This is a genomic window from Burkholderia plantarii, from assembly GCF_001411805.1.
Classification (GTDB): domain Bacteria; phylum Pseudomonadota; class Gammaproteobacteria; order Burkholderiales; family Burkholderiaceae; genus Burkholderia; species Burkholderia plantarii.
Map to the genome: position 1 here is coordinate 1,097,324 of NZ_CP007212.1, position 20,499 is coordinate 1,117,822.

Below are 20,499 nucleotides of genomic sequence, written 5' to 3' on the forward strand. Positions count from 1 at the left end.
CGATTCAATGAGGACGAAATGAAATTTGCCTTTGTTTTTCCGGGACAGGGTTCGCAGTCGGTCGGCATGCTCAACGCATTCGCCGATCTCGCCGTCGTGCGTGACACCGTCCAGGAAGCGTCCGACGCGCTGAACCAGGATCTCGGCAAGCTGATCGCCGACGGTCCGGCCGAAGAACTGAATCTGACGACCAATACCCAGCCCGTCATGCTGACGGCCGCCTACGCCTGCTATCGCGCATGGCAGGAGGCGGGTGGCCCGGCGCCGTCGATCGTCGCGGGTCACAGCCTCGGCGAGTACACGGCGCTGGTCGCCGCCGGCGCGCTCGCGTTCCGCGATGCGGTGCCGCTGGTGCGGTTCCGCGCCCAGGCGATGCAGAGCGCGGTGCCGGTCGGCCAGGGCGGCATGGCCGCGATCCTCGGCCTCGACGACGACACGGTCCGCGCCATCTGCGCCGAGGCCTCGGCCGAGGGCGTGGTCGAGGCGGTCAACTTCAACGCACCGGCGCAGGTCGTGATCGCCGGCGGCAAGGCCGCGGTCGAGAAGGCCTGCGAACTGGCCAAGGCGAAGGGCGCCAAGCGCGCGCTGCCGCTGCCGGTGTCGGCGCCGTTCCATTCGTCGCTGCTCAAGCCGGCCTCGGATCAACTGCGCGATTACCTGGCGGGCGTCACGGTGAACGCGCCGGTGATCCCGGTGGTCAACAACATCGACGTGGCCGTGGTGTCCGATCCCGCCGCGATCAAGGACGCGCTGGTGCGCCAGGCGGCTGGCCCGGTGCGCTGGGTCGAGTGCGTGAAGCACATCGCCGGCACCGGCGTCACGCAGTTGGTCGAATGCGGTCCGGGCAAGGTGCTCGCGGGGCTGACCAAGCGCATCGACGGCACGCTCGCGGGCGCCTCGGTGTTCGATCCCGCCACGCTCGACGACGTGCTCAAGCTCGTCACCGCGTAACGCGCGGCGCCCACGCATTCCGCTTCCACCGCTTCACGGAACCAACATGGACAAGAATCTCGACAAACAGGTGGCGATCGTGACCGGCGCATCGCGCGGCATCGGCCGTGCAATCGCGCTCGAACTCGCGCGCCGGGGCGCGACGGTGATCGGCACCGCGACCAGCGAGGCCGGCGCGCAGGCGATCGGCGCCGCGTTCGCGGAAGCCGGCGCGACCGGCCGCGGCGCGGTGCTCAACGTCAACGACGCGGCCGCCGGAGAAGCGCTGATCGACGCGACCGTGAAGGAATTCGGCCGCCTCGACGTGCTCGTCAATAACGCCGGCATCACGCAGGACCAGCTCGCGATGCGCATGAAGGACGACGACTGGGACGCGGTGATCGACACCAACCTGAAGTCGGTGTTCCGCCTCTCGCGCGCGGTGCTGCGCCCGATGATGAAGGCCCGCGGCGGGCGCATCATCAACATCACCTCGGTGGTCGGCTCGCTCGGCAATCCGGGCCAGGCCAACTACGCCGCGGCGAAGGCCGGCGTCGCGGGCCTGACGCGCGCGCTCGCGCGCGAGATCGGCAGCCGCGGCATCACGGTGAACTGCGTCGCGCCCGGTTTCATCGATACCGACATGACCAAGACGCTGCCTGAAGAACAGCAGGCGGCGCTGAAGACCCAGATTCCGCTCGGCCGCCTCGGCAGCACCGACGACATCGCCCACGCCGTCGCGTTCCTCGCATCGCCGCAAGCCGGCTACATCACCGGCACGACGCTGCACGTGAACGGCGGCATGTACATGTCGTAACGGAATTCGTTTACCATCCGCGCCGTGTGACGGATGGAGAAAGGCGCATTGGGCGCCTGTCGAACCGCAACGCCGGCACGCATTTTTGGCGGCATCAAACCTGATAAAATGCGCGCACTTGTAAATCTGAACTTTCCCTCGGAGGGGTAATGGACAACATCGAACAACGTGTCAAGAAGATCGTCGCCGAGCAACTGGGCGTCGCCGAAGGCGAAATCAAGAACGAAGCCTCGTTCGTGAACGATCTGGGCGCGGACTCGCTCGACACGGTCGAGCTGGTGATGGCGCTCGAAGACGAGTTCGGCATGGAAATCCCGGACGAAGAGGCCGAAAAGATCACGACGGTTCAGCAAGCGATCGACTACGCTCGCGCGAACGTCAAGGCCTGAGTCAGGCACACGCCGTCTGCAACGTTTTCTGGAACGCTGCATTGGCGCTCGATCTCGCAGCCGGCATCGATGCCGGCCGCGCTAACAGCCACAGGGCTCGCAGGGCTGGTTCCTGCGGCCCCTGTGGCTTTTGCTTTAGTCATTCAATGGAAAAGAGGGTACCGTGAGCCGCCGCCGAGTTGTCGTTACAGGCCTGGGGCTGATTTCGCCTGTTGGCAATAATGTTGCCGACGGTTGGGCCAATCTCGTTGCCGGAAAATCCGGCATCGTCAACATCACCAAGTTCGATGCCACGAACTTTTCGACCCGCTTCGCGGGCGAGGTGAAGGACTTCAACGTCGAAGCGTACCTGCCGGCGAAGGAAGCGCGCCACATGGATACCTTCATCCATTACGGCATCGCCGCCGGCATGCAGGCCATGAAGGACTGTGGCCTCGAAGTGACCGACGAGAATTCGGAGCGCATCGGCGTCGTCGTGGGCTCCGGCATCGGCGGCCTGCCGATGATCGAGGTCACGCAGACCGAATTGCTCAATCGCGGCCCGCGCCGGATCTCGCCGTTCTTCGTGCCGGCCTCGATCATCAACATGATCTCGGGCCACCTGTCGATCAAGTTCGGCCTGAAAGGCCCGAACCTCGCGATCGTGACGGCCTGCACCACCGGCCTGCACTGCATCGGTGAGGCCGCGCGCCTGATCGAGTACGGCGACGCCGACGTGATGATCGCGGGCGGCGCGGAAGCGACCGTCTCGCCGCTCGGCATCGGCGGCTTCGCGGCCGCGCGCGCGCTGTCGCAGCGCAACGACGATCCGGCGACGGCGAGCCGTCCGTGGGACAAGGACCGCGACGGCTTCGTGCTTGGCGAGGGTGCCGGCGTGATGGTGCTCGAGGAGTACGAGCACGCGAAGGCGCGCGGCGCGAAGATCTACGCCGAAGTGTCCGGCTACGGCATGAGCGCCGACGCCTATCACATGACCGCGCCCGTCGAGGACGGCGACGGCGCACGCCGCTGCATGCTGGCCGCGCTGCGCAACGCCCGCGTCAATTCCGACGAGGTCAACTACCTGAACGCGCACGGCACTTCGACGCAACTCGGCGATCTGGCCGAGACGATCGGCATCAAGCGTGCGTTCGGCGATCGCGCCAGGCAGATGGTGGTCAACTCGACGAAGTCGATGACGGGCCATCTGCTGGGCGGCGCGGGCGGCCTCGAGTCGGTGTTCACGGTGCTCGCCGTTCACAACCAGGTGTCGCCGCCGACCATCAACATCTTCAATCAGGATCCCGAATGTGATCTCGATTACTGCGCGAATGAAGCGCGGGACATGAAGATCGATGTCGCGCTGAAGAACTCCTTCGGTTTTGGCGGGACTAACGGCACGCTGGTTTTCAAGCGCGTCTGAAGCGGGATCGCTTGACGGATCCCTTCCTCCCGTTTTCCGCCGGCACGCAGCCCGTCGCGCTGCGTGCCTCGGCGACGCTACGCGTCGCGCTGGCGGCGTTCGTCGTGCTTTGCGCGGCGGCCGTCGCCGCGGGCGCCGCGGCGCTGCCGGGTCGGTTCATGGATCAAACGGGAGCGATGCTCGTCGGGATGCTGAGCGGCGCGTATCTCGCGTCGGTCGCGCGGCGGACCAGCGCCAGCCGCGTGCCGGCTGCCTTGCGGATCGAAGCGGGCAGTGGCGCGCTGGCCGTGTTCGATCGCGGCGGCCGGCGCGTGGCGTTCGGCCCCGTGGTCGCCTGCACGCAGTGGGCGGACTGCTTGCTGGTGCTCGCGATCGCTCGCGAGCGCGGCCGTCCGGTGCCGTTCGTGGTGTCGGCCGACGCGCTCGACGCGCGAGCCTTTCGCGCCCTGTCCGTCTACGGCAGGCAGGCCACGCACGGCTAGGCTGGCAGCACGCGCCGCCCGCGTTTCGCGGCGCGCCAGGTGGCGTTGCTACAATAGCGCTCCGCGTTGCATCCCTAGTTAACGGATTTGTCAGGTGAGTGAAAAAGAAATCGATCAGGTTCTGGTCGAGCGCGTACAGAAAGGCGACAAGGCGGCGTTCGAACTCCTGGTCTCCAAATACCACCGCAAGATCCTCCGGCTGATCTCGCGCCTCGTGCGTGACCCGGCCGAGGTCGAAGACGTGGCCCAGGACGCGTTCATCAAGGCCTACCGGGCGCTGCCGCAATTCCGCGGCGAGTCCGCTTTCTACACGTGGTTGTACCGGATTGCCGTCAACACGGCGAAGAACTACCTTGCGACCCAGGGGCGCCGCGCGCCGACCTCGACTGAAGCGGATGCCGAAGAGGCTGAAACTTTCTCCGACGCGGACCAACTAAGGGATATCAACACGCCCGAGTCGATGTTGATGAGCAAGCAGATCGCCGAAACGGTGAACGCGGCGATGGCGCTGTTGCCCGAGGAATTGCGCACGGCCATCACGCTGCGGGAAATCGAAGGCCTGAGTTACGAGGAAATCGCGGAAATGATGGATTGCCCCATCGGCACCGTGCGTTCGCGTATCTTTCGGGCCCGGGAAGCGATCGCCAACAAGTTGCGGCCGCTGCTCGACACGCCGGAAGGCAAGCGCTGGTAGGCGCCTGTCCGGCGGCAGGATCGGCTCGGGGTCCAGTTACAGATTGAGTCGTGGTCACGACGGGGTATCGGAAGATGGGGAGCATCATGGGGTCGGTCTCTACGCAATCGCAAGCAGGCTCGCACGGCGAGCAAGTCTCCGCACTGGTCGACGGTGAAGCGTCGGCTGGTTCGCTCGGGCAGGTTCTGGCCGGTTTCGGCGTCACGGAGCGTCGCACTTGGGCCGATTATCACGCGATCGGCGACGCGCTGCGTTCCGACGAACTCGCGATCGAACCGGCCGTCAGCCAGGCTTTCGGCGCCCGGTTCGCGGCCGCGTTCGCGGCCGAGCCGCACCTGATCGCGCCGGCCGCCGTCACGGTGGCGTCGGCTGCCACGGCCGAAGCGGCCGCGCGGCGTCAGCCGCTGCGCCGCCGCGTGCTGCCCGCGTTCGCGGTTGCCGCCGCCGCGGCCACGCTGACCTGGATCGTCGTGCCGCAGCTGCAGGGCACGGCCGGTCAGGCTGGCGGCACGGTACAGGTCGCCTCGGTCGCGCCGCAGGATCTGCAGCGCGTGGCCGCGTCGAGCCGTCAGGACGTCAACATCATCCGCGACGCGAGCCTCGACCAGTATCTCGAAGCCCACCAACAATTCGCGCAGCAGCCCGTCGTGTCGGGTTCGATGCCGCTCATTCGTACCGCCGTCGCCACGCAAGGCCAATAAACCCGATGCGGACATTGCTGTTGAATCGCGCCACTTCCGGCTGGACGCGGCTGGCTGCGCTTGTGCTCTGCGCGGCCGCTTTGCTTTCCGTTCATTCGCACGCCATCGCGCAGCAGCCGGTCGATCCGGCCGCCGGCCCGCAAGCCGCTGCCGCATGGCTCGACCGCATCCAGCAGGCCGCGCAGCAGCAAAGCTACGACGGCACGTTCGTGTTCCAGCGCGGCACTTACGTGCAGTCCTCGCGCATCACCCATATCGCCGCCAAGGGCGGCGAGTACGAGCAGATCGAAAGCCTTGACGGCAAGCCGCGCAAGCTGCTGCGCCACAACGACGATCTCGTCACGTTCGTGCCGGAGCGCCGGCTCTGTGTGGTCGAGCGCCGCCAGAACCGCGACGCGTTCCCGGCGCTGCTCGGCGCGAGCGGTGCCGAGGTGCTGTCCGTGTACGACCTGAAGCCGCTCGGCCAGGATCGCGTGGCCGGTGTCGACGCGCAGGTCGCCGAACTGGTGCCGAAGGACGGCTACCGTTACGCCTACAAGCTCTGGACCGACGCGAAGACGGGCCTGCTGCTGCGTACCCAGACGCTCGATGCCGACGATCACGTGCTCGAACAGGTGGCATTCTCGCAATTGCAGATCGGCCAGGAGAACCCGGCCCAAAAGACGGCAATCGCGAACGGCATCCACAATCTGAGCGGCTGCACGGTGGTGCGTCCGCCGGTGCAGTCGGTCGACATCGAATCGCAGGGCTGGCGGATCGCGCCGAGCGTGGCTGGTTTCCGCAAGATCCGCGAGGTGCGCCGTCCGATGGCCGCGCGCGACGCGAACGAGCCGCCGATTCCGGTCGACCAGGCCGTCTTCACCGACGGGCTCGCGACGATCTCGGTATTTCTCGAACCGGCGGAGAAAGGCACGCGCAAGGAAGGCGCGGGCAGCACGGGCGCGACGCACGTGCTGGTGAAGCGCCGCGGCGATTTCTGGATCACGCTGCTCGGCGAAGTGCCGCCGGCGACGTTGCAGCAGTTCGCGGCTGCCATAGAATACAAGCCTTCGAAGTAACCTTCCGGTTTCCCGACATGATCAAGTTCACGCTGCGTCCCTGGATGGCCGCGGCGGCGCTGACGGCTTGCCTGCCCGTCGCGTCGCTGGCGGCGCAAACTGCCGCGTCCGTGCAGGGCGCGTCCGCACCGATCACCGTGCCGGTCGCACCGCCCAGCGCGCCGGCGGCGCGCGCGGCGCTGCCCGATTTCGCGGATCTGGTCGAGAAGGCCGGCCCGGCGGTCGTGAACATCCGCACCACCGCGACCGTGCCGGCCGACCCGCGCGGTGGCGCGTTCCCGCAGGGGCCGGACGATGGCGACATGTCGGAGTTCTTCCGCCGCTTCTTCGGCATTCCGCTGCCGGGGGCGCCGGGCTCGCCCGGCACGCCGAAAAACGCGCCGCCCGACGCGCCCGACACCGAGCAGAACCGCGGCGTGGGCTCGGGCTTCATCCTGTCGCCGGACGGCTACGTGATGACGAACGCGCACGTGGTCGACGATGCCGACACCATCTACGTCACGCTGACCGACAAGCGCGAGTTCAAGGCTAGGCTGATCGGCGTGGACGAGCGCACCGACGTGGCGATCGTCAAGATCAACGCGAGCAGCCTGCCGACCGTGGCGATCGGCGATTCGAACAAGGTGCGCGTGGGCGAGTGGGTGGTCGCGATCGGTTCGCCGTTCGGGCTCGACAATACGGTCACGGCCGGCATCGTCAGCGCGAAGGGCCGCAACACCGGCGACTACCTGCCGTTCATCCAGACCGACGTGGCGGTCAATCCCGGCAACTCGGGCGGCCCGCTGATCAACATGCAGGGCGAGGTGATCGGCATCAACTCGCAGATCTACAGCCGCACCGGCGGCTTCATGGGCATTTCGTTCGCAATTCCGATCGACGAGGCGATGCGCGTGGCCGAGCAGCTGAAGGCCACGGGCAAGGTCACGCGCGGCCGCATTGCGGTGGCGATCGGCGAGGTCACGAAGGACGTGGCCGACTCGATCGGGCTGCCGCGCGCGGAAGGCGCGCTGGTCAGCAGCGTCGAGGCGGGCGGCCCGGCCGACAAGGCCGGCGTGCAGCCGGGCGACATCATCCTGAAGTTCAACGGCCGCCAGGTGGACGAAGCCACCGACCTGCCGCGCATGGTCGGCGATACCAAGCCGGGCACCAAGGCGACGCTGACGATCTGGCGCAAGGGCAGCGCGCGCGACCTGCCGATCACGGTCGCGGAGGTGCCGGCCGAGAATAACGCGCGCACCGACGGCAAGCCGAGCCAGCCCGCCAAGCCGCGCCAGAGCAACGCGCTCGGGCTGACGGTCAGCGACCTGACGGCGGACCAGCTGAAGACGGCGAAGGTGCCGAACGGCGTACACGTCGACCTGGCCGAAGGGCCGGCCGCGCGGGCGGGCCTGAAGCGCGACGACATCGTGATCCGGGTCGGCGACACCGATATCACCAGCGCGAAGCAGTTCGTCGAGGTCACCTCGAAGCTCGATCCGCAGAAGATGGTCGCGGTGCTGGTGCGGCGCGGCGACAACACGCAGTTCATCCCGCTGCGGCCGCGGCAGAAGTAGGCCACGCATGGCGCTCACGTTGTACGGCCGCGGCTGGTGCCACCTGTGCGACGAGATGCGCGCCGCGCTGGCACCGCTCGCGACCGAATTCGGCGTGGCCGTCGATTATCTCGACATCGACGCCGATCCGGCGCTTGTCGCGCGCTATGACGAGGACGTGCCGGTGTTGCTGCTCGACGGCGTCGAGCTGTGCCGGCATCGCCTCGATCCGCGGTGTGTGCGGACGGCGCTCGAACGTCGCGCGGCGGCTTGCTGAATCAGGTCGCATGCCGTCGGCGAACCCGGGCGTCAGGGCCTGGGCGTGCCCGCGGCCGGTCATTCCTGCAGGTTTCGTGCCGCGCGGCAGGTCGCGGCGGCCAAAATGCCGCCCCGGACAGCCCTTTTCGGCTAAAATAGGCTGTTTTTTCACCGACTTACAAGGCGTGCTCCGCAGTCGTCGAGCGCGCCTTTTTCGCTTGATCGGCACTGAATGGATCATATTCGCAATTTCTCGATCATCGCTCACATCGACCATGGCAAGTCGACGCTCGCGGATCGCATCATCCAGGTTTGCGGCGGTCTGACCGACCGCGAGATGGAAGCCCAGGTGCTCGACTCGATGGATCTCGAGCGCGAGCGCGGCATCACGATCAAGGCCCAGACGGCGGCGCTCACGTACCGCGCCCGCGACGGCAAGGTCTACAACCTGAACCTGATCGACACCCCGGGGCACGTCGACTTTTCCTACGAAGTCAGCCGCTCGCTGTCGGCCTGCGAGGGCGCGCTGCTGGTGGTGGACGCGAGCCAGGGCGTCGAGGCGCAGACGGTCGCGAACTGCTACACGGCGATCGAGCTCGGCGTCGAGGTGGTGCCGGTACTGAACAAGATCGACCTGCCCGCGGCGAACCCCGACAACGCGATCACCGAGATCGAGGACGTGATCGGCATCGACGCGACCGACGCGACGCGCTGCAGCGCGAAGACGGGGCTCGGCGTGGAAGACGTGCTCGAGTCGCTGATCGCCAAGGTGCCGCCGCCGAAGGGCGATCCGGACGCCCCGCTGCAGGCGCTGATCATCGATTCGTGGTTCGACAACTACGTTGGCGTGGTGATGCTGGTGCGCATCGTCAACGGCACGCTGCGCCCGAAGGACAAGATCAAGCTGATGGCCACCGGCGCGCAGTTCCCGGTCGAGCACGTCGGCGTGTTCACGCCAAAGTCGCGCAACCTGGAATCGCTCTCGGCGGGGCAGGTCGGCTTCATCATCGCCGGCATCAAGGAACTGACGGCCGCCAAGGTCGGCGACACCGTCACGCACGCGATGAAGGCCGCCACCGAGCCGCTGCCGGGCTTCAAGGAAGTGAAGCCGCAGGTGTTCGCGGGCCTCTATCCAGTCGAGGCGAACCAGTACGACGCGCTGCGCGAATCGCTCGAGAAGCTCAAGCTCAACGACGCGTCGCTGCAGTACGAGCCGGAAGTCTCGCAGGCGCTCGGCTTCGGCTTCCGCTGCGGCTTCCTCGGCCTGCTGCACATGGAGATCGTGCAGGAGCGGCTCGAGCGCGAGTTCGACATGGACCTCATCACCACCGCGCCGACGGTGGTCTACGAGGTCGTACAGAGCGACGGCAGCACGATCAAGGTCGAGAACCCGGCCAAGATGCCGGAGCCGGCCCGCATCGAGGAGGTGCGCGAGCCGATCGTGACCGTGAACCTCTACATGCCGCAGGACTACGTCGGCTCGGTCATCACGCTCTGCACGCAGAAGCGCGGCTCGCAGATCAACATGCAGTACCACGGCCGCCAGGTGCAGCTGACCTACGAGATTCCGATGGCGGAAATCGTGCTCGATTTCTTCGACCGGCTGAAGTCGGTGTCGCGCGGCTACGCGTCGATGGACTACGAGTTCAAGGAGTATCGCGCCTCGGACGTGGTCAAGGTCGACATGCTGATCAACGGCGACAAGGTCGACGCGCTGTCGGTCATCGTCCACCGTTCGCAGTCGCAGTACCGCGGCCGCGAGGTGGCGGCGAAGATGCGCGAGATCATCCCGCGCCAGATGTATGACGTCGCGATCCAGGCGGCGATCGGCGCGCACATCATCGCGCGCGAGAACATCAAGGCGCTGCGCAAGAACGTGCTGGCCAAGTGCTACGGCGGCGACATCACGCGTAAGAAGAAGCTGCTGGAAAAGCAGAAGGAAGGCAAAAAGCGCATGAAGCAGGTGGGTTCGGTCGAGATCCCGCAGGAAGCGTTCCTCGCGATCTTGCGTGTCGAAGACAAATAACAGGACTGATCCTTTTATGAATTTCGCATTGATTCTTTTTGTGCTCGTCGTCTTGACGGGTATCGCGTGGGTGCTGGACAAACTGGTGTTCCTGCCGCGCCGGCGCAAGGCGGCCGACGAGGCCGCCGCCGAGTTCGACCGCCAGCAGGCGCGCGTCGGCGAACGCTTCGTCGACGAGAACGCGGCCGAGACGCGCGCCAAGCTGCGCGACGACAAGCTGCGTCAGCCGTGGTGGCTCGAGTACACGGCGAGCTTCTTCCCGGTGATCCTGGCGGTGTTCGTGGTCCGTTCGTTCGTGGTCGAGCCGTTCAAGATCCCGTCGGGTTCGATGGTGCCGACACTGCTGGTCGGTGATTTCATCCTCGTGAACAAGTTCGAGTACGGCCTGCGCCTGCCGATCGGCAACCAGAAGATTACCCAGGGCAGCCCGCTCTCGCGCGGCGACGTGGTGGTGTTCCGCTATCCGAAGGACGAGTCGGTCGACTACATCAAGCGCGTGATCGGCCTTCCCGGCGACACCGTCCAGTACCTCGACAAGAAGCTGACGATCAACGGCCAGCCGGTGCCCGAGACGCCGCTGCCCGACTTCTTCGACGAAGAGCGCATGAACTATGCGAAGCAGTACGAGGAGACCATCGACGGCACGCGCAAGAACGCGATCCTGAACAATCCGGCCGTGCCGCCGTTCGTGATGGGCGCCTACGATTTCCCGTACAAGAACAACTGCACGTACAACGAGCACGGTGTGATCTGCAAGGTGCCGCCGGGCCACTACTTCATGATGGGCGACAACCGCGACAACAGCGCGGACAGCCGCTACTGGGGCTTCGTGCCCGACAGCGACATCGTCGGCCGCGCGTTCTTCATCTGGATGAACTTCAGCGACCTGAAGCGGATCGGCTCGTTCCACTGAGCCGCGCTCGCCAGCATCGCGCGATGGCCGCGCGCGATGCTGGCAAATTACTTCAAGAACCGGCGGTAACACCGCTTCGACACGCCTTTTCGAGCCCCGCGTCCGCCGCTAGACGGAACCGGCGCCCGCGTTATACTCCTGCTCATGTCTCAGTCCCAGTTGGAAAGCCGGCTGCGCTACGAATTCCGCAATGCGGAATTGCTGCGTCAGGCTTTGACCCATCGTAGCCACAGCGCCACGCATAACGAACGGCTCGAGTTTCTCGGCGACTCCGTTCTGAATTGCGCGGTAGCGGCCCTTTTATTCCAGCGTTTCGGCAAACTGGACGAAGGCGACCTGTCGCGGGTGCGCGCGAACCTCGTCAAGCAGCAGTCGTTGTACGAGATTGCTCAGGCGCTCAATATTGCCGACGGCCTGCGGCTCGGCGAAGGGGAACTGCGCAGCGGCGGGTTCCGCCGGCCGTCGATCCTCGCGGACGCGTTCGAAGCCATCATCGGGGCGGTGTTCCTCGATGGCGGCTTCGAAGCCGCCCAAGGGGTGATCAAGCGCCTCTACATCCCGATCCTCGACCATATCGATCCGCGCACGCTCGGCAAGGACGCGAAGACGCTGCTGCAGGAATATCTGCAGGGCCACAAGATCGCGCTGCCGACCTACACGGTCGTGGCTACCCATGGTGCGGCGCACAATCAGCAGTTCGAGGTGGAATGCACTGTGCCGAAGCTCGACGTGAAGGTGTCGGGCTCCGGCGCGAGCCGCCGCGCGGCCGAGCAGGCTGCCGCGAAGAAGGCGCTCGACGAGGTGATGGCGCGCCCGATGGCGGCTGCCAAGTCGAAGCGCTCGAAGAGCGCGCGTGCGTCGAAGAGCGAGCCCGAGATCGTGCCGGGCGTGAAGGGCGTGCAGGAAGCGCTCGATCTGCGCGCGGCGCCGGAGCACAAGGAGCGCACCGTGATCTCGGTGCCGGGCGCGGCGAAGGCGCCGGCCGAGGCCGCCGAACGCGGCGCGCCGCCGGTGGCCGTGATTCGCGCGGTCGCGCACGCCGACGCGGCGCCGGAGAAGACCGAGCGCGGCGCGAAGCCGTCCGCCGCCGACAAGCCCGCGAGCGCCGACAAACCGGCGGCACCCTCCGTGCCGGCTACGCCGGAGAAGCCGGCCCTGGCCGAGCAGCTGGCCGCCGACCGGCCGATGACGGACCCGGCGCCCGCGGCCGGGCCGCCGGTTCCCGCTGACAAGCCCGCGACCGACAAGTCCGCCGTCGAAAGATCCGCGTCCGCCGGCAATCCGGTTTCCACCGACAAGGCCGACACCGCGCCGCGCGGTGCGGGCGCGCCGGACCGCACGTTGCGCGTGCGTGACGCCGCGAATGTGGTGCCCGACGCGGACGCCGACCTGTCCGTCACGCCATTGCGCGTGGCCGATGCCGGTCGTTGAACGCCTGATCCCATCCGCGGGCCGCGTCGTGCGGCCCGCCTCGAATCGCAGCAGCCTGATATGAACGCACCCGCCACCCCCGCATTCCGTTGCGGCATGATCGCCATCGTCGGCCGGCCGAACGTCGGCAAGTCGACGCTGATGAACGCGCTCGTCGGCCAGAAGATCAGCATCACCTCGCGCAAGGCGCAGACCACGCGCCACCGCATCACCGGCATCCACACGCTGCCCGACGCGCAGTACATCTTCGTTGACACGCCGGGCTTCCAGACGCGCCACAGCACCGCGCTGAACCGCACGCTGAACCGCACCGTCACCTCGACGCTGACTTCGGTCGACGCGATCCTGTTCGTGATCGAGGCCGGCCGCTTCGGCCCGGACGACCAGAAGGTGCTCGACCTGATTCCGCCCAAGGTGCCGACGCTGCTGATCCTCAACAAGCTCGACCGCATCAACGACAAGTCGACGCTGTTCCCGTTCCTGAAGCAGATGGGCGAGCTGCGCCCGTTCGCCGAGGTGGTGCCGCTGTCGGCCAAGCAGGACGACGACATCCGCCGCCTGATGAACACGGTCAAGCCTTACCTGCCCGAGGGCGACCCGATCTACGGCGAGGACGACCTGACCGATCGCAGCTCGCGCTTTCTCGCGGCCGAGATCCTGCGCGAGAAGGTGTTCCGCTGGACGGGCGACGAGTTGCCGTACACGAGCACCGTGATCATCGACAAGTTCGAGGAGGAGGGGCGCCTCACGCGCGTGTTCGCGACGATTCTCGTCGAGCGCGATTCGCACAAGGCGATGGTGATCGGCAAGAAGGGCGCCAAGCTCAAGCAGATCAGCACCGAGGCGCGGCTCGACATGGAGAAGCTGTTCGACGGCCCGGTTTATCTCGAAACCTTCATCAAGGTGAAGAGCGGCTGGGCGGACAACGAAGCGGGGCTGCGTGCCTATGGGTACGAATGACGGCAGGCACGACGGCTCCGACGGGGCCGACGAGGTGCCCGTCTCCGTCGTGGAACCGCCGGCCTCCGTGCCGCCCGCCGAGCCGGCGCGGCCCCGCAAGACGCGCCGCGCCGCGCCGCGCGCATCCGATTTTCGCGTCGCCGAGCAGCCCGGCTTCGTGCTGCACAGCCATCCCTATCGCGAAACCAGCCTGATCATCGACGTGCTGACGCGCGACCACGGCCGCGTCGCGCTCGTCGCGAAGGGCGCCAAGCGCCCGCATTCGGCGCTGCGCGGCGTGCTGCAGACGTTCCAGCCACTCGCGCTGTCGTGGTCCGGCAAGTCGGAGATGCGCACGCTGACGGGCGCGGAGTGGGTGGGCGGGATGCTGCCGCTCGGCGGCGACGCGCTGCTCTGCGGGTTCTACGTCAACGAACTGCTGGTCAAGTTCTGCGCGCGCGAGGATCCGTTCCCGGCGCTGTTCCAGCACTACCTGGTGACGCTCGCGCGGCTTGCCCACGACGAGCCGGCCGTGCAGGTGCTGAGATCGTTCGAGCGCGTGCTGCTGCGCGAGACCGGCTACGCGCGGGCGCTGAACCGGACCGTGGCGCGCCGCGCCGTCATCGCCGACGGCCGCTATGTGTTCGACCCGGAGCGCGGCGTGCGCGAGGCCGGGGAGGACACACCGTCGCACTGGCCGATCGTCTCGGGTCAGACATTGCTCGACATGGAGGAGGACGATTACCATCGTGCCCAGACGGTTGCGCAAAGCAAGACGCTGATGCGCTTCCTGCTCAATACCTATCTGGGCGGCACGCCACTCGCGACGCGCCAGATCCTCATCGACCTGCAAAACCTATGAGCTTCTTCCTGACCGCGCTGAACGCCATCGATCTTGGCGTCAACATCGATCACGTCGCGACGCTGCGCAATGTTCGCGGCACCGCCTATCCGGACCCGATCCGCGCGGCGCTCGCGGCCGAGCAGGCCGGTGCCGACGCGATCACGCTGCATCTGCGCGAGGATCGCCGCCACATCCGCGACGCGGACGTGCGCGCGCTGCGCCCGCTGCTCACCACGCGCATGAACCTCGAATGCGCGGTCACGCCGGAAATGCTCGACATCACCTGCGAGGTGCGTCCGCACGATGCCTGCCTCGTGCCGGAGAAGCGCGCCGAGCTGACCACCGAGGGCGGGCTCGACGTGGCCGGCCATTTCGAGGCGGTGCGCGCGGCCTGTCGGCAGCTCGCCGACGCGGGCGTGCGCGTGTCGCTGTTCATCGATCCGGACGAGACCCAGATCCGCGCGGCCCACGAGGCCGGCGCGCCCGTGGTCGAACTGCACACCGGCGCCTACGCCGAGGCGCGCGAGGCGGCCGCCCAGCAGCGCGAGTACGAGCGCGTGGTGGCCGCCGTCGACGCCGGCGTCGCGCTCGGCCTCAAGGTCAACGCGGGCCACGGCCTGCACTACACGAACGTGCAGCAGATCGCGGCGATCGACGGCATCGTCGAGCTCAATATCGGGCACGCGATCGTCGCGCAGTCGATCTTCACGGGCTGGGACAACGCCGTGCGCGAGATGAAGGCGATCATGGTCGCCGCGCGCGTGGCGGCGCGCCACGGCGGCCGCTGAGCCCCGCCTCATGGCGATCTACGGCATCGGCACCGACATCGTCCAGGTGAGCCGGATCGCGGCGGTGCTCGAACGCACCGACGGCAGGTTCGCGGAGAAGGTGCTCGGCCCCGACGAACTGCGCGTGTTTCATGCGCGCCGCAAGCGCTCCGAGGTGCGCGGCATCGCGTTCCTCGCGACGCGCTTTTCCGCGAAGGAAGCGTTCTCGAAGGCGATCGGCCTCGGGATGCGCTGGCCGATGACTTGGCGCGCCCTGCAAACCCTCAACGAACCGAGCGGCCAGCCCTACGTGGTGGCCTCCGGGGAACTGGCCGACTGGCTCGCCGCGCAGCACATCACCGCGCGCGTGACCGTCAGCGACGAACGCGACTACGCGGTGTCGTTCGTGGTCGCCGAAGTGCCGGACGCGGCGCCGGCGAGCCTCGCCGGCTGATTCTTCCGGCTGAACTCTTCCGGCTGAACTCTTCCGGCTGATTCTCCCTTTCATTTCACGGACCCGACTCGATGAAACCGACTCCCGGCCCCGTCATGCTCGACGTCGTCGGCACGACGCTCACGCGCGACGACGCGCGACGCCTCGCGCATCCGCGCACGGGCGGCGTGATCCTGTTCGCGCGCCACTTCGAGAGCCGCGAGCAGCTGTGCGCGCTGACCGAGGCGATCCGCGCCGTGCGCGACGACATCCTGATCGCCGTCGATCACGAGGGCGGGCGCGTGCAGCGCTTCCGCACCGACGGCTTCACCGTGCTGCCGGCGATGCGCCGGCTCGGCGAGCTGTGGGACAAGGACGTGCTGCACGCCACGCGCGCGGCGACCGCGGTCGGCTACGTGCTGGCCGCCGAGCTGCGCGCCTGCGGTATCGATCTCAGTTTCACGCCGGTGCTCGATCTCGACTACGGCCGCTCGAAGGTGATCGGCGACCGCGCGTTCCATCGCGATCCGCGCGTCGTCACGCTGCTGGCGAAGAGCCTGAACCACGGGCTCGCGCTGGCCGGCATGGCGAACTGCGGCAAGCATTTCCCCGGCCACGGCTACGCCGAGGCCGACTCGCACGTCGCGCTGCCGACCGACGACCGCCCGCTCGAGCAGATCCTCAAGCTCGACGCCGCGCCGTATGACTGGCTCGGGCTGGCGCTGGCGGCCGTGATTCCGGCGCACGTGATCTATACGCAGGTGGATTCGCGACCGGCCGGCTTCTCGTCGATCTGGCTGCAGCGCGTGCTGCGCGAGCGGCTCGGCTTCACGGGCGCGGTGTTCAGCGACGACCTTTCCATGGAAGCGGCGCGCGCGGGCGGCACGCTCGCGCAGGCGGCCGACGCGGCGCTCGAGGCCGGCTGCGACATGGTGCTGGTCTGCAACCAGCCGGAAGCGGCCGAGCGGGTACTTGAGGAGATGATGGTGGAGGTGTCGCCGGAATCGGCACGGCGGATCCGCCGGCTGCGGCCGCGCGGCAAGGCGTCGAACTGGGACAAGCTGATGCGTCGGCCCGAGTACCAGCGCGCCTGCGCACTGCTGCGCGAGACATTCGGCTGAGGCCGAAGCCGGAACGCGAACGGCGGCGGGCGGCGCGTTTCACCCGCGCCGCCCGCGTCGCCGTCAGTTCATCTTCATGCGCTGCAGCTTGTTGTAGAGCGTCTTCGGGCTGATACCGAGCAGCGCGGCCGCGCGATGGCGCGTACCGCCGACCGCGTCGAGCGTGGCGCGGATCAGCAGGTCTTCCACATCCGACAGCGGCGTGCCGACGCGCACCTGCACGCTGCTGCCGTTCAGCGCCGCGCCCGGCACGAACACGCCGTCGTTGGCGCGCAGCGTCTCGATGAAATCGCCCGATGCCTCGTAGGCGAGCCGCACGCGATCGCGCAGTTCCCGCACGTTGCCGGGCCAGTCGTAGGCGAGACACTCTCGGATGAAGTCGGGCGCGATCCGCTTGTCGACGGCGCCGAGGCCAGCCTCGTGCGCCTGGCGGTTCAGGTCGTCGACGAACGCCTCGGCGATCTGCAGCATATCGTCGTCGCGCGCGCGCAGCGGCGGCAGCGCGATCGACGCCGCGTCGAGCCGCAGCCACAGATCCTCGCGCAGCGTGCCGTTGTCGAGCGCTTCGCGCGACGGCCGGCGCGAGGTGGCGATCAGCCGGAAGTCGGTGGCCACCTCGGCGGTGCCTTCGATGCGCCGGAAGCTCTGCGAGTCGAGCGCGCGCAGCAGCGATTCCTGAATCGGCAGCGGCAGCGCGGTGATGTCCTTGAGCAGCAGCGTGCCGCCGCTCGCCTGTTCGAACAGGCCCGGCTCGCGCCGCTCGGCGCCGCCGTAGGAGCCGCGCTCGCGGCCGAACAGCATGCTTTCGATCACGATGCTGCCGAGCTCCATCACGCGCGGCAGCTGCAGCGCGGCGCGACAGTCGAACTTGATGAACGGCCCCTTGCGGCGGCGGCTCAGGTCGTGCAGCGCCCGCGCCGTGGTCTCCTTGCCGGTGCCGGCCTCGCCCCACACCAGCACCGCGGCCTCGCTGCGCGCATTGCGCTCGATCATGTCGTAGACGTGCTGGACCGCATCGCTGCGCCCGATCAGGGGACCGAAACGACCGAGCTTGCGCAGCGTGGTGCGCAGCGCCTGGACTTCCTCGATCAGCTCGTAGGGGCGCGGGATGCGCGCCAGCAGGCTGCGCAGCCGCGGAATGTTGACCGGCTTCAGCAGGTAGTCCCAGATGCCATGTCGCAAGCCCTCGATGGCGCTCTCGACCGTCGCGTTGCCGGTCAGCACGATCACCGGCAGGCCGCCGTTCGGCTGTTGCGGTTGGGGCAGATGCTGCAGCAGATCGAAGCCGCTGCCGTCCGGCAGGTTCAGGTCGACGAGCACGACGTCGGGGATCGTCCGCGCCAGCGCGGCCCGGGCCTCGGCGAGCGAGGTGGCCGTGTCGACCGTGAATCCGTCCGCGGCGAGCAGCGCCGTCAGGCCGGACAAGCTGTTGGGATCGTCTTCGACTATGAGGGCGTGTGGCATGGTGTGCTGGATGTTCAAAGGGCGGCCGTGCATGGCGGGCGTGTTCGCCCCATTGTTTGATTAGAGTCGGATTTTATGTCCCTCGGCGCGTAAAGCGTACGATATTTGCCGATGTAAGCAAAAGAGTTACCGAAGATACAAATTGATGCCTTTTCGGAATGACGTTTCGCAGCGTTTCGCGGCCTGTCACGAGTCTGCAACAATACGGCTCTCCAAAAAGAAAAAGCGCCCGGAAGGGCGCTTTTCGTGCAGGTTGTGCGAACTTAGGCGCGGCTGCGGTATTCGTTGGTACGCGTGTCGATTTCGATCTTGTCGCCGGTGTTGCAGAACAGCGGCACCTGCAGTTCGTAGCCGGTCGCGAGCTTGGCGTTCTTCAGCACCTTGCCCGACGACGTGTCGCCCTTGACGGCCGGCTCCGTGTAGGTGATCTCGCGCACGATGACGGTCGGCATGTCGACCGAGATCGCCTTCTCGTTGTAGAAGACGACTTCGCAGGTCATGCCGTCTTCGAGATAGTTCAGCGCGTCGCCCATCATTTCGGCTTCGACTTCGTACTGGTTGTAGTCGGCGTCCATGAACACGTACATCGGGTCCGCGAAGTACGAGTACGTCACTTCCTTGCGGTCGAGCACGACGACGTCGAACTTGTCGTCGGCCTTGTAGACGGATTCCTGGCCCGCGTTCGTCAGCAGGTTCTTCAGCTTCATCTTGACGACGGCGGAGTTACGGCCCGACTTGTTGTATTCGGCTTTCGAGACGACCCATGCGTCGCTGCCGACCATCACGACGTTGCCTACGCGGAGTTCCTGTGCGGTTTTCATATCAAAACTGTCCTGTGCGAAAAAATTTTCCTGACGTTGCGCAACGGCCGACAACGCAAGCGGGGCGTGCGACGCGCCGTTGTACCGGCTTGCCGCCGGGGCCGGAACGCTCGCTCGGCGTCGCTCGCACGCGCGGTTCGGCTGCGTGCCGCCGGTCCGCGCCGTTCGCGGTGGCATCGAAGCCACCCGCCCGGGGCGCCGACAGCGACTCGCTTGCGTGGTCCGCCGTTGGATAACCGCTTATTTTAACTGAGTTTTTGAGAATTCCGCCAGATTTCCGGCAAGATCCCCGAGTGTGGCAAGCTCGTCCGCCCAGGCATGCGCGCGGGCCTCGAGGGCGGCGCGATGCGTGAGGAAGTCGGCCCAGTCCGGCGTGCCGGCGCCGTTCCAGGCATGCCAGAAGCGCGCGGTGGCATCGCGCGCGGCCGGCGGCAGCGTGGCGCTCAGGTGCGCGAGCGCGGCGTCGAGCTTCGGCAGGTGCGCGTCGTCGGCCTGCGGGTAGATGTGCCAGACGAACGGCTTGCGCGCCCACTGCGCCCGCACGAACGAATCCTCGCCGCGCACGAAATTGAGGTCGGCGGCCCACAGCAGCTTGTCGTAATTCGGTTGGGCGACGAACGCGAGCCCGTGCGCGCTGAGCTGGCCCGCGCCGGCGTGGCTGCCGGCGCCGAACCGGCCGGTGCCGAAGAAGCCGGCGACGGCCGGGCAGATCCGGCCTTCGGGCACCAGCAGCCGCACCGGCCGCGCGCCGTCGCGCCATTGTTCGAGCAGCGCGCCGAGCGCCGGATTCTCGTAGGCGAACAGCGACACGACGAGCGTATCGGCGCCAGGCGGCGGGCCGCCGGTGGCCTGCCGCCACCAGGTTTCGCGCTCGGCGGCGTTGGCCAGGAACGCCTCGCGCCGCGCATCGAGGCCGGCTTCCTTCAGCACGCCGCCGGTGCCGTGGCCGAGCCCGGGAAAGAAGAACGTCTTGCGCAGCGGATAGCGCGGATGCGGCGACGGGCGCAGGTGGAAATCGGTGACCCAGTCCTCGGCGCTCAGGTAGTCCAGATTGATCCAGACCGGCGCGCGCGCGCGGCGCGCCATCGCCGCGACGTATTCGGCCGGCAGCTCGCAGGCGAACGCCTCGATCACGACGTCTGCGATCGCGAGCGTGTCGCCCGCATGCACCGGCTCGCCCCAATGTTCGATCGCGATGCCGTCGCGGGTCTGGCGCCGGGCGGCCGGGTCGAGCCCCGGCGCGAGCCGCGCGAATGTGGCGAGATCGTCGACGAACAGGCGCACCTGCCAGCCGTGCTCGCGCGCGAGCTGGGTCGCGAGCCGCCAGCAGACGCCGATGTCGCCGAAATTGTCGACGACCGTGCAGAAGATGTCGCAGGCGAGCGGGCCGGCACCGGGGCGCGGGGGTGAGGTGGCTGCGGCGGAGAGGATCGGGGACATCGAAGGAATCGGGACGAATGCACTAAACTGGCGATTC

General features: G+C 67.4%; 21 protein-coding genes. 18 read left to right on the plus strand and 3 right to left on the minus strand.

Annotated elements, in window-relative coordinates; all coding sequences use genetic code 11:
• Positions 1-18: 18 nt before the first annotated feature.
• The 18 genes from fabD to nagZ all read left to right on the plus strand — a co-directional run bounded on the left by fabD (position 19) and on the right by nagZ (position 16,737).
• The gene (fabD, locus tag bpln_RS04855; RefSeq protein ID WP_042624224.1) at positions 19-951 is read left to right on the plus strand and encodes an ACP S-malonyltransferase; all 933 of its coding nucleotides are present in this window, start codon (positions 19-21) and stop codon (positions 949-951) included.
• A gap of 46 nt (positions 952-997) precedes the next feature.
• Complete coding sequence (gene fabG, locus bpln_RS04860; protein WP_055138206.1) at positions 998-1,747, plus strand: 3-oxoacyl-ACP reductase FabG; 750 nt, start codon at positions 998-1,000, stop codon at positions 1,745-1,747.
• 149 nt (positions 1,748-1,896) lie between these two features.
• Positions 1,897-2,136, plus strand: a complete 240-nt coding sequence (gene acpP / locus bpln_RS04865) for an acyl carrier protein (RefSeq protein ID WP_012735022.1) — start codon at positions 1,897-1,899, stop codon at positions 2,134-2,136.
• Positions 2,137-2,299: 163 nt separating this feature from the next.
• Positions 2,300-3,538, plus strand: coding sequence for a beta-ketoacyl-ACP synthase II (gene fabF / locus bpln_RS04870; RefSeq protein WP_042624226.1), 1,239 nt, complete (start codon positions 2,300-2,302; stop codon positions 3,536-3,538).
• A gap of 11 nt (positions 3,539-3,549) precedes the next feature.
• Positions 3,550-4,020, plus strand: coding sequence for a hypothetical protein (locus tag bpln_RS04875; protein WP_055138207.1), 471 nt, complete (start codon positions 3,550-3,552; stop codon positions 4,018-4,020).
• Between the two features lie 94 nt (positions 4,021-4,114).
• On the plus strand, positions 4,115-4,714 hold the full coding sequence (gene rpoE / locus bpln_RS04880; RefSeq protein WP_042624228.1) for an RNA polymerase sigma factor RpoE: 600 nt from the start codon (positions 4,115-4,117) through the stop codon (positions 4,712-4,714).
• 86 nt (positions 4,715-4,800) lie between these two features.
• Positions 4,801-5,415: a sigma-E factor negative regulatory protein gene (locus tag bpln_RS04885; protein WP_055138208.1), complete on the plus strand. Its 615-nt coding sequence runs from the start codon at positions 4,801-4,803 to the stop codon at positions 5,413-5,415.
• Between the two features lie 5 nt (positions 5,416-5,420).
• Positions 5,421-6,473, plus strand: a complete 1,053-nt coding sequence (locus bpln_RS04890) for a MucB/RseB C-terminal domain-containing protein (protein WP_055138209.1) — start codon at positions 5,421-5,423, stop codon at positions 6,471-6,473.
• Between the two features lie 17 nt (positions 6,474-6,490).
• Positions 6,491-8,026, plus strand: coding sequence for a DegQ family serine endoprotease (locus bpln_RS04895; protein ID WP_055138210.1), 1,536 nt, complete (start codon positions 6,491-6,493; stop codon positions 8,024-8,026).
• 7 nt (positions 8,027-8,033) lie between these two features.
• Entirely contained in the window at positions 8,034-8,282 is a 249-nt protein-coding gene (locus bpln_RS04900) for a glutaredoxin family protein (RefSeq protein WP_042624231.1), read from the plus strand.
• Positions 8,283-8,495: 213 nt separating this feature from the next.
• A complete protein-coding gene (gene lepA / locus bpln_RS04905) occupies positions 8,496-10,289 on the plus strand; it encodes a translation elongation factor 4 (protein WP_055138211.1) in 1,794 nt (597 codons plus the stop codon).
• A gap of 16 nt (positions 10,290-10,305) precedes the next feature.
• Complete coding sequence (gene lepB, locus bpln_RS04910) at positions 10,306-11,202, plus strand: signal peptidase I (RefSeq protein ID WP_042624233.1); 897 nt, start codon at positions 10,306-10,308, stop codon at positions 11,200-11,202.
• A 144-nt stretch (positions 11,203-11,346) separates the two neighbouring features.
• Entirely contained in the window at positions 11,347-12,633 is a 1,287-nt protein-coding gene (gene rnc / locus bpln_RS04915; protein WP_055138212.1) for a ribonuclease III, read from the plus strand.
• 60 nt (positions 12,634-12,693) lie between these two features.
• Positions 12,694-13,593, plus strand: coding sequence for a GTPase Era (era, locus tag bpln_RS04920; protein WP_042624235.1), 900 nt, complete (start codon positions 12,694-12,696; stop codon positions 13,591-13,593).
• Positions 13,580-14,434: a DNA repair protein RecO gene (gene recO, locus bpln_RS04925; RefSeq protein ID WP_042624236.1), complete on the plus strand. Its 855-nt coding sequence runs from the start codon at positions 13,580-13,582 to the stop codon at positions 14,432-14,434. Before era ends, recO begins: the two co-directional genes overlap by 14 nt.
• Entirely contained in the window at positions 14,431-15,204 is a 774-nt protein-coding gene (gene pdxJ / locus bpln_RS04930) for a pyridoxine 5'-phosphate synthase (protein WP_055138213.1), read from the plus strand. The genes recO and pdxJ overlap by 4 nt, the downstream gene beginning before the upstream one ends.
• A gap of 10 nt (positions 15,205-15,214) precedes the next feature.
• Positions 15,215-15,637 carry a holo-ACP synthase gene (gene acpS, locus bpln_RS04935; RefSeq protein WP_042624238.1) on the plus strand — a complete coding sequence of 141 codons (423 nt, stop codon included), beginning with the start codon at positions 15,215-15,217 and terminating at the stop codon, positions 15,635-15,637.
• A gap of 71 nt (positions 15,638-15,708) precedes the next feature.
• Positions 15,709-16,737, plus strand: a complete 1,029-nt coding sequence (gene nagZ / locus bpln_RS04940; RefSeq protein ID WP_055138214.1) for a beta-N-acetylhexosaminidase — start codon at positions 15,709-15,711, stop codon at positions 16,735-16,737.
• 63 nt (positions 16,738-16,800) lie between these two features.
• On the opposite strand, the gene bpln_RS04945 is transcribed toward nagZ, so the two are convergent.
• From bpln_RS04945 to earP, 3 genes are all read right to left on the minus strand, one after another.
• Positions 16,801-18,201, minus strand: a complete 1,401-nt coding sequence (locus bpln_RS04945) for a sigma-54-dependent transcriptional regulator (protein ID WP_042626447.1) — start codon at positions 18,199-18,201, stop codon at positions 16,801-16,803.
• Positions 18,202-18,464: 263 nt separating this feature from the next.
• Positions 18,465-19,022, minus strand: coding sequence for an elongation factor P (gene efp, locus bpln_RS04950; RefSeq protein WP_042624240.1), 558 nt, complete (start codon positions 19,020-19,022; stop codon positions 18,465-18,467).
• A 240-nt stretch (positions 19,023-19,262) separates the two neighbouring features.
• Entirely contained in the window at positions 19,263-20,462 is a 1,200-nt protein-coding gene (gene earP, locus bpln_RS04955) for an elongation factor P maturation arginine rhamnosyltransferase EarP (RefSeq protein WP_055138215.1), read from the minus strand.
• Between the last annotated feature and the right edge of the window lie 37 nt (positions 20,463-20,499).